Raw genomic sequence first — 14,314 nt, 5'->3', positions numbered from 1 at the left:
CGAGCAGAACGCAGACCGAAGGCAACTACGCCAGGCAGTACCTGGAGGGGTATGTTAAAGGGTCAGAACATCCCTCGGACAAAAAAACGCAACCGGGTTGCCCGGCCAGCCTGCATATCAGCCTGTTCTTCGACGGTACCTGCTGTAATAAAGAGGGGGCTGATGAGGTGTACGGCTCGCGAAACCCGCCGCTGACTAATATCGCCCGATTTTATCATTTGGAAAACCGGTATTAATGTCTGTAGCGGCCAATTTTATTTGACCGCTACAAATATCATTATCAATTATATATGGGGGGCATCTATTAGCATAAATACAAGCATTTAATGACGTCATTTATTAATAAGTCATCACTTTATATTTGTAAGGACACATCAATGATAAAGCATATTCGTATTTTGCCCGGCAGGCTGGCGGTGCTGGCCGCCGTTTTGCTCTGCCTGCTGACGGCCTGTCGCGATCACAGTCGCGACGGCATGAGCGCTGCTGATATAGCCGTTATAAACCACGGTCCGGACGCCATTGTTTCGGTGGAGGTTGACGGCTACGGCGGGCCTGGAGCCAATTCCTACGGCGGCGGCGGCGGCTTCTGCTGTGTGATGGTGCCAGATGTCTGGCGCCCGGGGCTGACGGCCAAAATCACCTGGACCTCCGATCCTAACGCATGGATAGACCCGAAACATATTCCTGACGATCATGCGAGTCACTACCAGCACCATGGACCGATTACCGTGCCGATTGAGCGCTGGGAGAAAGGGCAGGCTTGTGGTTTTGATATCCATATTTTCCCCTGCGATAAAGTGCGGATAGTCCGTTCCTGCTACGGTCGAGCGGCCCCTGAATATCCGATACAGCCTGAGACTGACGGACTAAAAAAAGCGCAAAACGTGCTTATAAATCATATTAAGGAGGAGATCGTATGTCCGACACCGCAGACTCCACGCTGAGTGCCCTGAAGGCACTTATTGCGGCCTTCCAGACCGGTGCTACCCCGGTCACGGTTAAAACCTCCACCGCAGAAGCGGCCAGCTTACCGCCAAAGTTTCCCGGGCCGGATGACAAAAAGCCCGTGGATAACTCCATACAGCAGAAAACCGAATACAACGAGCGCGGGCGCCTGGCGGCGAGCAGAACGCAGACCGAAGGCAACTATGCCTCTCAGCATACACAATCCGCCGCTGACTAATATTACCCGATTTTATCATTTGGAAAACCGGTATTAATGTCTGTAGCGACCCATTTTATTTGACCGCTACAAATATCATTATCAGTTATATATGGGGGCATCTATTAGCATAAATACAAGCATTTAATTACGTCATTTATTAATAAGTCACCACTTTATATTTGTAAGGACACATCAATGATAAAGCATATCCGTATTTTACCCGGCGGACTGGCGGTGCTGGCCGCCGTTTTTCTCTGCCTGCTGACGGCCTGCCGCGATCACAGTCGCGACGGGATGAGCGGTGCTGATATAAATCTCTATAACCATGGCCCGGACGCCATTGTCTCGGTACAGGTTAATGGCTACGGGGGGCCAAGGGCGAATTCCTACGCTGGCGGCGGCGGCTTCTGCTGCGTGATGGTGCCCAACGACTGGCGCCCCGGCCTGACGGCAAAAATCACCTGGACCTCCGATCCTAATGCCTGGATGAGACTAAGCGATATGCCTGATAACTATTCGCAATATTATCAGCGCCATGGGCCGATCATCGTGCCGATTGAGCGCTGGGAGAAGGGGCAGGCCTGCGGTTTTGACGTGCATATTTTCCCCTGCGATAAGGTGCGGATAGTGCGTTCCTGCATCCCGCCGGGACAGCCGGGATATCCGGTACCCCAGTCTCCACCTGACTGGGAGCAACGAGCGGATAAGATCATTTTCAAACATATTAAGGAGGAAGTTGTATGTCCGACACCGCAGACTCCACGCTGAATGCCCTGAAGGCGCTTATTGCGGCCTTCCAGACCGGCGCCACTCCGGTCACGGTTAAAACCTCCACCGCAGAAGCGGCCAGCTTACCGCCAAAGTTTCCCGGGCCGGATGATAAAAAGAGAGAAAAGCCCACGGGTAAATCCACGCAGCAAAAAACCGAATACAACGAGCGCGGCCGCCTGCCGGCGAGCAGAACGCAGACCGAAGGTAACTATGCCAGGCAGTACCTGGAGGGGTATGTTAAAGAGTCAGAACATCCCTCGGACAAAAAAACGGAACCGGGCTGCCCTGCCAGCCTGCATATCAGCCTGTTCTTCGACGGTACCTGTTGTAATGAAAAGGGAGCCGATGAGGTCTATGGCTCACGTAATCCGCCGCTGACCAATATCGGCCGCCTCTATCATGCAGCCAACTGGAAAGATCAGAAGGAAGCAGCTGAGAGTGACGGCTACTTCAGTTTCTACTTCCCCGGCTGTGGGGCGCGCTTTCCGGAGATTGGTGAAGAGCACTACTCGCTGGACGGCGAGCTGTTTGCTAACGGCGGTGAGGACCGTATCAACCAGGCGCTGCTTAAAACCTACAGCAGCATTTGCTATGCGGTGAAAAAGGAAAGGATCGAAGACAGCGAACTGGATATCTTTCGGCCTCAGATGGCCACCGTCTGGCCCTTCTCGCGGCTGACCCAGAAGTTCAACCGTAAAAGCGCGCTTGACAAATTCTGCGACGACCATCTGGGTGCCGTGGTCAACCAGTGGCCGCGGCAGCCGACGCGGCTGTATATCCAGCGCTCGCAGCGGCGCATCGCCAAAATCAAGCTCTTCGTCTACGGCTACTGCCGGGGGGCCGCCACCGCCCGCGCCTTCGCCCGCGGGCTGGAGTCGCTGCTCGATGACGCCAGAATGCCGCTCGATGCGACAAATATGCTGCCGGCGGGAACGGTGGTGCCCGGCGGCCCGACCCTGCTGGGCATCCCCATCAGTATCGAGTTTATGGGGCTGCTGGATACGGTCTCCGCGGTTGGCGTGCCGCATATCCTGCCGTCGGCCACCGGGCATCTGGGCTGGGCGGCCAACAGCCTGCGCCTGCCGACCACCAAAGGTTTTTTAAAAAGCTGCTACCACTTTGTTGCCGGCCACGAGCAGCACGGCGACCTGCCGCTGGACTCCATCCGCGGTCCGGACGGTAAATACCCGGCGGGAGCGGTGGAGGTGGTCTACCCCGGAATGCATGCCGATGTCGGCGGCGACTGTAAACCCACGGAACTCGGTAAGGTGCAGACCGATGCCGCCAGCCTGCTGTCAAAGATTGTGCTGCACGATATGTATGCCGCTGCCTTTGATGCCGGGGCGCCGCTGAGCGTACCTGAGGAGGTATTGCCCGGCGGCGCCAAAGGTAAAAAATATCGGGTAATGCAAGGGGATGTCGCAGAACAATTCAAAATCTCCGAACAGGCCATCGCCCTGTTTAATGCCTGGCAGCAGGCCGGGGCGCAGCAGGCGGGGGCGAAGACCGAAACGCCGGCCGTCAACGAGGCGGAGGTGGTGGCCATCGCCGTGGCCCAGGGCCGGGATCCGGTTGCCGCGCTGAAGGCGGCTCACGACAAGGCGGATGGCGATAAGGCGAAAGCCGCCGCCGCGAAGCCGCCGGAGAACGGCCCGCTGGGCAAGCTGCCGGAACCGGTGTATGTGCCGCTGAAGGCCAAAGCGCTGGAGGTGATGCTGGCGGACCAGCTGAGCTGGATCACCGCCTGGCGCACCGAACGCTTTGCCAGCCCGCAATACGCCGATAAGTATTATCAGCGTAAGCCTTTTTATCAGCAGGCGCTGAATGAATCGTCCGGCGCGCTGCCGTCGTCGTCGGCGCCCGCGGAAAGCGAAGGACCGCGAGAAGTGCCGTTTATCGATAAGGATCGGCTGGACCGCGCGGCGTGGGGCTATGACTTTGCCCATACCGGTATCGTGGCGCTGCTGGCCCAGGTGCTGCTGGATATTATTCCCACCACGCAGACCAACCAGCTTGGCGGTCCGCTGGTGGCGGCGCAGGAGTCAGAATATATCCAGATCAAGAAAAGCGGCGATGCCCGGCGGGCGGCGCTGATGGGCTCGCCGACGATGCTGGATTTTTACGATAACTACGTGCATGACACGCTGGCTAAATATAATCACGACCCGCTGCACTCCTCGTTTTCGCACGGTTATTTTGCGTCGCGGACGATTTACGATAACGATGACGATACGTGGGATTCGGTGAAACAATTTGGCCAGCGGGTAAAAGCGATTATAGATATTAATGTTGGCGATATATTAGTGCAGGCGCGAACGGATATGAAAGATCTGAATACGGTATCGGGCGTGCTGGGTAAAATATATCGCGATATAAAAAGCGAGGCTTTTAAAATACTGCTGCCTTAATTCGTTATCGCCATATTCATTATATCCGCTAAGTATCCTTAATAACGCTATACGGGCGTGATGATGCACGCCCGTGGCTAAGGGAATCATCAATTTTATGTTCAAGGAAAAAAATGCCGCGGTAATGACCGTAGCGGCTACCGCGACCCTGTGTCTTGCCGTCTGGACAATTGTGGTCCTGCTGAGCGGTCTGGGATGGTGGAACTGGCACGCCAACCGCACGCTGCAGTGGACGGCGATCCGCGAGATAGTGACCGTCTGTGGCCTGATCTGGGCGTATGGTCTCTGTCTCTGGATATTGGGCTTTATTGCTTTCCACCTGTTTATCAGGCAAAAAGCCGATGGGCAACAGCGTCAGACGCGGACTTTTATTAGCCAGCAGACAAAACCGGCGCAGCCGTTTGCGTCCTTAAAGCACACTCTTCGTCGCCGCTACGGCCGATTGTGGCGCAATAAGGTCCGCCTGCTGTGGGTCGCTGGCGAGGCGGCGCAGATTGCCGCCATCGTTCCCGGCCTTGCGCAACAGCAATGGCTGGAGGGGCGCGGTACGGTGCTGATCCACGGCGGTAGCCTGTCGGCGAAGGTGGATAACGAGCGGCTCAGCGCCCTGCGTCGGCTGCGCGGCCGCCGGCCGCTGGATGGTATCGTGCTGGTGCTGGACAATGCTCAGGCCACCGCCGCGAATCTGGACGAGTATTTGCGTACGCTGGAGCAGGTTGCGCAGGTCCTGCGCTACCAGCCGCCGGTCTATCTGTGGCAACTCCGCGACAGCGACTGGCCGCAGGATACGCGCATTACCCAGACGCTGGGGGCGTTGTTCCCGCCGCGAGCCGTCCCGCAGGATGTTGAACGGCAGCTTCGCTCCATTCTGCCCGCCATGCTGGCGCAGGGTACTCAGCAGTTGTGCGCTGATTCGTCCCACGATTACCTGCTGCGTGTCGCTAAATGGCTGAAGGAGGGCGGTATCAGCGGCTGGAAGACGCTACTGACGCCGTGGCTTACCGGGCATCTGCAACAGATCCCGCTCCGCGGTCTGCTGTTCAGCCCCGCGTTAAAGGCGGAAGAGGCGGTGGACAATGGGCTCTATCCCCATCGTTGGCCGGCCCCGGCCGTCTGGCAGGGGATCATCGCAGACTGCGGCCGCGCGCGCGGCGTGCCGGTGGGGGTGGCGTGGCGCCGCTCCCTCGGCGTCGGCCTGCTGGCGCTGATTGCCCTGTGGGCGGCGGGAAGCCTGCTCTCTTTTATCGTCAACCGCCAGGAAATTGTCAGCGCCACCCAGCGGGTACAGCTGCTGCGGCAGCCCGTCGTTAACGACCAACAGCTGATCGATTTGCAGATGCTGCGCAACGATATCGGCCGTCTACAGAATCGGCTCGCCAACGGCGCGCCCTGGTATCAGCGCTTTGGTCTTAATCATAATGCGCCGCTTTCTGCCGCGCTGCTGCCGTGGTATGGGCGGGCTAACCAGCGTCTGATCCGCGACGCGGCGGCGCAGGCGCTGACCCGGCAACTGAACGTGTTGGTCAACCTGCCGCCGCGCAGCCCGCAGCGGGCGCAGCTGGCGAAAGCGGGTTATGACCAGTTAAAGGCCTATCTGATGATGGCGCGTCCGGACAAAGCCGATGCGGCGTTTTACCGCCAGACAATGACCGCCGCGCAGCAGACGCGTCAGGGAGTCGCCCCGGCGCTATGGCAGAGTATCGCCCCTGATTTATGGGCCTTCTATATGCGTAACTTGCCGTCGCAGACGACGTGGAAAATCACCCCGGATGCCGCACTGGTGACGCAAGCGCGTCAGGTGCTGCTGGCGCAAATCGGGCGGCGCAACGCCGAAAGCACGCTTTACGAGAACATGCTGCTGCAGGTGCGCCGTAATTATGCCGACATGATGCTGGAAGATATGACGCCGCAGACCAATGCCAGCCGGTTGTTTACCACGGAAGAGGTGGTTCCGGGGATGTTTACCCGCCAGGCGTGGGAGGGCGGCGTCCGCGAGGCGATCGATAAGGTGGTGGCGGCCAGGCGCGATGAGATTGACTGGGTGCTGAGCGATAGCCGCCAGACCGTCAGCGGAGATGTCTCCCCGGCGGCGTTGAAACAGCGGCTGACCGATCGCTATTTCACCGATTTCGCCGGGGCGTGGCTGGGTTTCCTCAATAGCCTTCGCTTAAATCCGGCGCGCAATATTGCCGATGTTACCGATCAGCTCACGTTGGCGGGCGACGTTCGTCAGTCGCCGCTGATTGCGTTGATGAATACCCTTGCCTGGCAGGGGCAGACCGGGCAGCAGCGTGAGGGCGTGGCGGATTCGCTGGTGAAGTCGGCAAAAAATCTACTCGATAAGGACCAGCAGCCGTTTATCGACCAGCAGGCCGGCGGCGTGCGCGGCCCGCTGGATAGCACCTTTGGGCCGCTGCTGGCGCTGATGGGCAAAAATCCCTCTCAGAGCGTGGTCGCCGCAGACAGCACCCTCAGTTTACAGACCTGGTTGACACGCTTGACCCGCGTACGCCTGCGGCTCCAGCAGGTGGCAAACGCGCCCGACCCGCAGGCAATGATGCAGCAGCTGGCGCAGACCGTGTTTCAGGGTAAAAGCGTCGATCTGACCGACACCCAGGAGTACGGCAGCCTGGTGGCGGCCAGCCTCGGCGAAGAGTGGAGCGGTTTCGGCCAGACCATGTTCGTCCAGCCGCTGACGCAGGCCTGGGAAACGGTGCTGCAGCCATCGGCGGCCAGCCTGAACGAGGCATGGCAGCGTTCTGTGGTCGCTAACTGGCATTCGGCTTTCGACGGCCGCTATCCGTTTGCCGCGGGCAAAAACGATGTCTCGCTACCAATGCTGGCGGCATTCATCCGTCGCGATAGCGGGCGGATCGACCAGTTTCTCGCCCGACAGTTGGGCGGCGTGCTCAACCGGGAGGGCAGCCGCTGGGTGGCCGATAGCACGCACAGTCAGGGGCTGACGTTTAACCCGGCCTTCCTGAAGGCGATTAATCAACTGAGTTCCTTGTCCGACATCCTGTTTACCGACGGCAGCCAGGGAATGGGATTTGAACTACAGGGGGTGGCGACGCCGGGCATTGTTGAAACGCAACTCACCCTCGACGGCCAGAATCTGCACTACTTTAACCAGCTTGCCGAATGGAAAAGTTTCCGCTGGCCGGGGACAATCAACAAACCCGGCGCAATGCTGAGCTGGAGCTCAACGGCGGCGGGCGCCCGGCTATTGGCGAACGACAGCGGCCCGTGGGGCACGCTGCGTATGCTGGAGAGAATGAAGCGCCAGCAGATCGGCGATGGGCTGTTTCGCCTGACGGTCAATACGCCGGATAACCGGCAACTGCAGTGGCTGCTGCGTACCGAACTCGGCGATGGCCCGCTGGCGTTGCTGAAACTGCGAAACTTCACGTTACCGACACAGATTTTCATTGTGGAGGCTCCCCGAGCAGAACCGTTTGCTGACGGTGACGTAGAGGAATAAGGGCCGACATTCACGCTGCAAGCGCTGCTTTACAAGCGGCGAGTTTTCCAATTCTGACATTTGAGATATTCCATGGACGATTTAACTCTGCGTTATTTTGACGCTGAAATGCGCTACCTGCGCGAAGCTGGCGAGGAGTTTGCCCGCGCCCATCCCGATCGCGCCGCGGCGTTAAACCTCGATAAAGCCGGCGCCCGCGATCCCTATGTTGAGCGGCTGTTCGAAGGTTTTGCTTTCCTGATGGGGCGGCTGCGCGAAAAGCTCGACGACGACCTGCCGGAGCTGACCGGCGGGCTGGTGAGTATGATTTGGCCGCATTATCTCCGTACTATTCCGTCATTGGCGATGGTGGAATTCAGCGTCGACTGGCGGGAGATGAAAGAGCCGCAGCGGCTGAAGAAGGGAACGGAAGTGATCTCCCGGCCCATCGGCGAGACGGGCACCCGCTGCCGTTACACCACGACCCAGCCGCTAACCTTACAGCCGCTCGCGCTCTCCCGCGCCAACGTCAGGACGCTGGCAGATGGCCGCCAGGCGATTTGTCTGCGTTTTGACTGTAGCGCACTGGTGGACTGGCGGGCGCTCGACCTGAGCCGTATTCCGTTGTATCTGAACGCCGATGCGCCATTGGCCTGCGCGCTGCATGAAGCGCTGACCCTGAATGTGGCGCACATCGGCATACGTCTGGCGGGGGAGGCCGATAGCAGGCCGCTGGCGGCCCATTTTGCCGTCTGCGGGTTTGGCAACGATGAGGCGCTGCTGCCTCAAAGCGGCGGGTTCAGCGGCTACCAGTTGCTGCTGGAGTATTTCAGCTTTCGTGAAAAGTTTATGTCGGTCGCGCTGTGCGGGCTGGAGAATATGACGTTTCCTGATGCGCCGGGATGGTTTGAGATCGAGGTCGTGCTGGATAAACCGTGGCCGCAGGAGTATGCGTTGTCAGAGAAACATTTGCGTTTACACTGCAGCCCGGTTATTAACCTGTTCCCGCTGGAGTCGGACCCGCTGCATCTGGATTCACTACAAAGTGAGTATCTGCTGCGCCCCATGCGCGTTCAGGATGGGCACACCGAAATCTATTCGGTGGAGTCCGTCACCTCTTCCCGCCTTTCCGGCACCCAGGCGTATGTGCCGTTTACCAGTTTTCGCCACAAAGGCGGCATGTTGCGCCATGATGCGCCGGAATATTATTACCACACGCGCGTTAAACGTGGCCCGTCCGGGCTGCATGATACCTGGCTGACGCTGGGCGGCGAGGCGTTTGACCAGCATCGCGTGCCGCAGAATGAAACCCTGTCATTGAGCCTGATCGGCACCAACGGCCAGCTGCCGCGCCGGGCGCTGCAAAGCACGCTGCTGGACACGGTGGTCAAATCCACGACGTCGCGCCTCCAGGTGCGCAATCTCAGCGCGCCGACGTTGCCGTGTTATCCACCGGATCGGGACCGTTTTCACTGGCGGGTACTGAGCCATCTCGGTAGCAGCTTCCTGTGGATGATGGATAACGCCGAGGTGTTGCGCGGCGCGCTGGCGTTGTACGACTGGACGGACAACGAAATGAACCGCCGTCGCCTGCAGGCGATCGTCGACGTGAGCCACTGTGAGGTGGAGCGTTTTGCCGAGGGGCATTTTCTACGCGGCGTGCAGATAGAAGTGACGCTCGACGGTAACGGCTTCGCCGGACACGGCGACATCTGCCTGTTTGGCGAGATGCTCAACCGCTTCTTTGCCCTGTATACCGACATCCATCTGTTTAATCGTCTGATTCTGATACTGCAACCTACCGGAGAGCGTCTCGAATGGCAGGAGAACCACAAACGCCGCATTCCCGGCTGAGCCCGCGGCTTGAGCGGGATATTCAGCGCATCAACTTTTACCGTTTCTGCCAGCTACTGGAAAAATCGCGACCTGGCGCGCCGGCATTAGGCAGCACGCTGAACCCGGCGGATGATCCGATACGCTTTCGCCCGCATCCGGGGATGGGTTTTCCGGTCAGCGAACTCAAAGCGGTGGAGTATGATGAGGCGCATCCCGACGCGCCGCCGACGCTGCGCACCACCTTTATGGGGCTATACGGTGTCGATTCACCGTTGCCTACCGCCTGGCTGGATGATATTGCGCAGCAAAGAGAAGGGCATGAGGCGCAGGAAGCATTTCTCGATATTTTTAACCACCGCATTCTGAGCCAGTTTTATCGCATCTGGCGCAAATACTCGTATCCGGCAACCTTTGAAGACGGCGGTTGCGACCGTACTTCGCAGAGCCTGCTGGGGCTGATCGGGCTGGGCATTCCCGGTACCGCTCAGCATATTGCCGCGCCGGTATCTCGCTTTCTGGCATTACTCAGCGTGATGCGCCTGCCCGCGCGTACCGAAGAGGGAATTCAGGCGCTGGTACGCTTGTTGGCTCCCCATACGCGGGCGGAAGCGTCGCCGCACTGCCCACGGACGGTGTACCCGGCGCAGCCGCTGGGTTTTTACGGCGATAACGATTTCCTGCTTGATGGCTATACGGTACTGGGCGATGAAACGACCGAGATTGCCAGCCAGTTGCTGATCGCGCTGTACACCGATGATATCGCCGAGGCCGCAGGCTGGATGCCGGAAGGGCAAATCTATGCGGACTTTCTGGTTCTGCTGCGGGTTTATCTCGGCTGGCGCTATAAGGCCAAAATCACCTTAACGCTTCCCACGCCGCTGTTACCCGCGCCGGTACTTGGCGAATCGCCGTTTATGCTCGGCATCACCGGCGTTCTGGGCATGGAGGGGGACGCGGTTCCGCCGGATTTACCGGCCACGTTTACCACGGAACTGGGCGGCTACCGCGGCATGCCGCTTGCACCATTATCACAAGGAAACCAACGTGTTGCATATCACTTCGCTTAAACTATCCGCACTGATTCTTCTGCCGTTCATGCTGGCGGGTTGCGGGCTAACACAGAAAATCAGCGACGGCGCCTCGTCCGCCGTAAAGTCAGTATTTTATCGCCAGGTGAAAACGCTGCGTCTGGATTTTAGCGCGCGCAATGCGTTAAACACCGATAACCGCGAGGATAACAGCGCCTCCCAGCCGGTGATGGTACGGGTCTATGTGCTGAAAGATCGCAAGACCTTCGATAAGACGGTTTACCAGCAGCTGGCGGCGGAGGGGGAGGAGATATTAAAAGACGACCAACTGGCCAGCCGCAGCCTGGTGCTCAAACCGGGAACGGAGATGAGTCTCACCATGCCGCTGGATGAACAGGCGCAGTATGTTGCCGTGGTGGCGCTGTTCCGGGCGCCGGATCTAACGAAAAACGACTGGAAGCTGGCGCTTGCCCGTGAGGATCTTGACCCGGACCGCGCGCGCGTCATTGAGGCCAGCCATCATCAACTTGTTCTGCAACCGCGGAAGGACAAGTGAGAAACGCGCTGCGCAATTTTTATTTTCAATAAATAATGTCAAGGATATCATGATGGATAAAAGAGAAACTGAAGTTCATGTACTGGAACTTTCCCGGCCATTACTACATAAAATTTATGGTGGATACAGCATTGATAAAAGTCAGATTGACCGACCGGATGCTGCAATTTGTGTTAAAAAACCGCACAGGGCATTTTGTAAATCACGAGTTCCATTTAGGGTAGGAATCGAAATTACTACTTGCGACAAGTGTGGTGATCTTGGCTATTTAAAGGATGATAAATTTGGCAAAGATAAGGTCGATAACCAAATTAATGATTTTATTCATGGGATAGATAGTAAAACCCCAAATAAAAAGGTCGATGTTAAAATCCCTGTTGATTATATATATGAGGGGGTTGTCAGAAAGAATGGCAAGTTCAATGACTACGTCCGCGCCGGGGTGTTTAAAGAGGTTGTGCTTATCTGTTTTAGTGAAGTAATAGGAACTGACAATGTTATTTTCAAAAATGGGCTGAGACAATGGTCTGAATACTTAATATCTAAGTCTAATTCTATGTTTAATAAGGTTATTTTTGTTGATCTCTTGGGGGGGAGACCTGTCTGTATCTATGATAAACAGAATCCACATTTGATTCAGCCATTACCTTATGCTTATGAAAATAGTTCGATTACCGTGATGCAAAGCCCAATGTTACGCTTTGATCAACAACATAATTTAAATGAAATTTATGCTAACGAACCATTGATTGCAAAAAGAATCGACAAACCGCGGTCGAAAAAATAAACAACAACATTTTGCCATGATGGCCAAACCTGATTTTATTTAAGGTTTGGCCTGTCGGGGAATCATTTAACCGTGGGCAGATCGCTATATCGGGTAGTGTATCGCGGGGAGAGCATTTCCCGCTTCATCTGCCACGGTTGCTGGATACCCTGGCCGGCGAAGTAAAGCGTCCCACGTCCGTCTTCTGCATTCAGACGGTCCAGCACCTCCATCAATTTTTGGCTGTTTTTTCGCGGCGCATTTTCGTCAAACAGATTAAGTTGCGCGACGCCCTGGCTATAAAAATCGCCCAGCATTACCCCGGCTTTCTGATACCGGCAGCCACTTTGCCAGATGGCATCCAGACAACGCGTCGCGGCGGCGATAATATCTCTGCTGTCCTGCGTTGGGGTAAGCAGGGCCACCGAGGCATTATTGGCGTAATACCGTTCGTCAGGCGCGAAGGGTGAGGTTTTTACAAAGACGGAGATAAACCGGCAGTATTGATGTTCCTGACGAAGTTTCTCTGCTGCCCGGGAGGCGTAACTACAGATGGCCTGGCGCATTTCTTCGTACTCGGTGATGCGATGGCCGAACGAACGGGAGCAGACGATCTCTTGCTTTACCGGGGCAAACTCTTCCAGCTCAAGGCAGGGCTCGCCGCGTAATTCACGGACGGTTCTTTCCAGTACGACATTAAAGTGTTTTCTGATGAATCGAATATCCGTGTCAGCCAGCTGCAATACCGTCCGGATCCCCATCGCTTCAAGCTTCTTCGCAATGCGTCGACCCACTCCCCAAACCTCTTCCACCGGTAGCGCCGCCATCAATTTTCTTTGCCGCTCCGCATTCGACAGGTCAACCACGCCTCCTGTCTGCTGTTGCCAGCGTTTTGCCGCATGATTCGCCAGTTTAGCCAGCGTTTTTGTCTGGGCTATACCGACGCCTACCGTCAGGTGCGTGCGTTGCCGCACCGTGGCTCTGAGCTCATGTCCAAACTCGGTAAGAACGCGGCAGTTACGCACGCCGGTAAGATCGCAAAAAACTTCATCAATGGAGTATTTTTCGCAGCGAGGCGACATCTCTTCAAGCGTCGTCATTACCCGGTTGGACATATCGGCGTAGAGTTCATAGTTGCTACTGAAGCAAACCACGCCATAATGCCTGAAGATATCTTTTTGTTTAAAGTACGGTTCACCCATTTTCACAAACGGTTTGGCTTCCGCAGAACGTGAAATCACACACCCGTCATTATTGGACAAAACAACCACCGGGCGGCCGCGTAAGTCCGGGCGAAAGACGGTTTCACAGGAAGCATAGAACGAGTTCACATCACACAGGGCAAACACGATCAGCCCGCCGATTTCACGATGTAGGTCACCACGCCAAAAATTTCCAGACACTCTTCACTGCCTGGCATAATCGGCTGGTAGGCGGGATTATCAGGTTTGAGCATGACAACAGGATGTAACTGGAGGCGCTTAACCGTGAATTCCCCATCCACCGCGGCAATAACGATGCTGCCATGGACGGCCTTGCGGGAGCTATCCACCACCAGTAAATCACCATCGCCAATGCCAGCGCCAATCATTGAGTCACCGCTTGATTTCACAAAGTAGGTGGCGCCTGGATGCTGAATCAGCAGTTCATTCAGGTCGATACGCCGTTCAACATAATCCTGCGCGGGGCTAGGAAAACCGCAGGGCACAAGGTCGCTGAACAGAGGTAATGCCACGATCTGGCGTAGCTCGGTTAGTGTGAAAAACTGCATGATGATCACCGATTATTTTTACTGTATGTATATACAGTATTGTAGATCGATGGCAGAGATCAAGAGGGTCGTACCTTATCAAAACCTGCGCCAGCGCCCGGCAGGCGGGGGGGGTTATGCCTGAAGCCGATTGATAAACAATAGATTACCTCATCGCTAATATTAGCGACTGCGCCGTTTAGCTGGCGAAAATAGCGTGACGATTTTATGTAAAAACAATCTGAATATGACTGAGGTAAAGGATCTGATATTAACGAGGCAGGGGATGTCTGCGCGATTAACGCGCAGGGATTGCTCACCGGCCGACCGTATGCAAGAGCAGGCCGGTGAGCAAATGGCTGTGATGGCAGTTCGCAGCCGCGGTTATTTTAAAGCGTCCGGGCCGGTTTAAACATATTTCTTCGCGCCAGGAGACTATTTTCAGACTTACCTCATTACCGTTTCTAATAAGTCAAACCAGTAATTAACGCCTGTTAAGAAAGCTCCACTACTAATAATGACGGTATAAAGATGAACAAAAGCACAGAGTTGAATAATTAAGAGTATTCCT

Annotated in this window: 11 protein-coding genes; 9 read left to right on the top strand and 2 right to left on the bottom strand. The window is 56.3% G+C overall.

Translation table 11 applies throughout. The annotated features are described in order from the left end of the window. The first annotated feature begins 377 nt into the window (after positions 1 to 377). The 9 genes from PGR79_RS03240 (at position 378) to PGR79_RS03200 (ending at position 12,014) form a co-directional block, all read left to right on the top strand. Positions 378 to 947: a DUF3304 domain-containing protein gene (locus PGR79_RS03240; protein WP_430921055.1), complete on the top strand. Its 570-nt coding sequence runs from the start codon at positions 378 to 380 to the stop codon at positions 945 to 947. Then, entirely contained in the window at positions 920 to 1,186 is a 267-nt protein-coding gene (locus tag PGR79_RS03235; RefSeq protein WP_430921053.1) for a hypothetical protein, read from the top strand. The genes PGR79_RS03240 and PGR79_RS03235 overlap by 28 nt, the downstream gene beginning before the upstream one ends. A 177-nt stretch (positions 1,187 to 1,363) precedes the next feature. Then, positions 1,364 to 1,936 carry a DUF3304 domain-containing protein gene (locus tag PGR79_RS03230; RefSeq protein WP_430921051.1) on the top strand — a complete coding sequence of 191 codons (573 nt, stop codon included), beginning with the start codon at positions 1,364 to 1,366 and terminating at the stop codon, positions 1,934 to 1,936. Beyond that, positions 1,909 to 4,347, top strand: coding sequence for a T6SS phospholipase effector Tle1-like catalytic domain-containing protein (locus PGR79_RS03225; protein WP_430921049.1), 2,439 nt, complete (start codon positions 1,909 to 1,911; stop codon positions 4,345 to 4,347). Before PGR79_RS03230 ends, PGR79_RS03225 begins: the two co-directional genes overlap by 28 nt. A 97-nt stretch (positions 4,348 to 4,444) precedes the next feature. Next, the gene (locus tag PGR79_RS03220) at positions 4,445 to 7,828 is read left to right on the top strand and encodes an ImcF-related family protein (RefSeq protein ID WP_430921047.1); all 3,384 of its coding nucleotides are present in this window, start codon (positions 4,445 to 4,447) and stop codon (positions 7,826 to 7,828) included. 72 nt (positions 7,829 to 7,900) lie between these two features. Then, positions 7,901 to 9,661: a type VI secretion system baseplate subunit TssF gene (gene tssF, locus PGR79_RS03215; RefSeq protein WP_430921045.1), complete on the top strand. Its 1,761-nt coding sequence runs from the start codon at positions 7,901 to 7,903 to the stop codon at positions 9,659 to 9,661. Further along, positions 9,625 to 10,710, top strand: a complete 1,086-nt coding sequence (gene tssG, locus PGR79_RS03210; RefSeq protein WP_113373616.1) for a type VI secretion system baseplate subunit TssG — start codon at positions 9,625 to 9,627, stop codon at positions 10,708 to 10,710. The genes tssF and tssG overlap by 37 nt, the downstream gene beginning before the upstream one ends. Then, the gene (gene tssJ, locus PGR79_RS03205) at positions 10,688 to 11,227 is read left to right on the top strand and encodes a type VI secretion system lipoprotein TssJ (protein ID WP_113373617.1); all 540 of its coding nucleotides are present in this window, start codon (positions 10,688 to 10,690) and stop codon (positions 11,225 to 11,227) included. The genes tssG and tssJ overlap by 23 nt, the downstream gene beginning before the upstream one ends. Before the next feature lie 52 nt (positions 11,228 to 11,279). Then, the gene (locus tag PGR79_RS03200; protein ID WP_113373618.1) at positions 11,280 to 12,014 is read left to right on the top strand and encodes a hypothetical protein; all 735 of its coding nucleotides are present in this window, start codon (positions 11,280 to 11,282) and stop codon (positions 12,012 to 12,014) included. 62 nt (positions 12,015 to 12,076) lie between these two features. On the opposite strand, the gene PGR79_RS03195 is transcribed toward PGR79_RS03200, so the two are convergent. Both PGR79_RS03195 and PGR79_RS03190 read right to left on the bottom strand, forming a co-directional pair. Beyond that, positions 12,077 to 13,342 (bottom strand): Y-family DNA polymerase, encoded by a 1,266-nt coding sequence (locus PGR79_RS03195; RefSeq protein WP_113373619.1) that lies wholly within the window; start codon positions 13,340 to 13,342, stop codon positions 12,077 to 12,079. 2 nt (positions 13,343 to 13,344) lie between these two features. Continuing rightward, positions 13,345 to 13,764 (bottom strand): translesion error-prone DNA polymerase V autoproteolytic subunit, encoded by a 420-nt coding sequence (locus tag PGR79_RS03190; RefSeq protein ID WP_015705808.1) that lies wholly within the window; start codon positions 13,762 to 13,764, stop codon positions 13,345 to 13,347. Positions 13,765 to 14,314 lie beyond the last annotated feature (550 nt).

Origin of the sequence: Klebsiella sp. 141161 (genome assembly GCF_050600815.1) — a bacterium.
GTDB classification, from domain to species: Bacteria; Pseudomonadota; Gammaproteobacteria; order Enterobacterales; family Enterobacteriaceae; genus Klebsiella; species Klebsiella aerogenes.
Note: the sequence above shows the minus strand (reverse complement) of the source record. Positions and strands in the feature narration are given on the sequence as shown.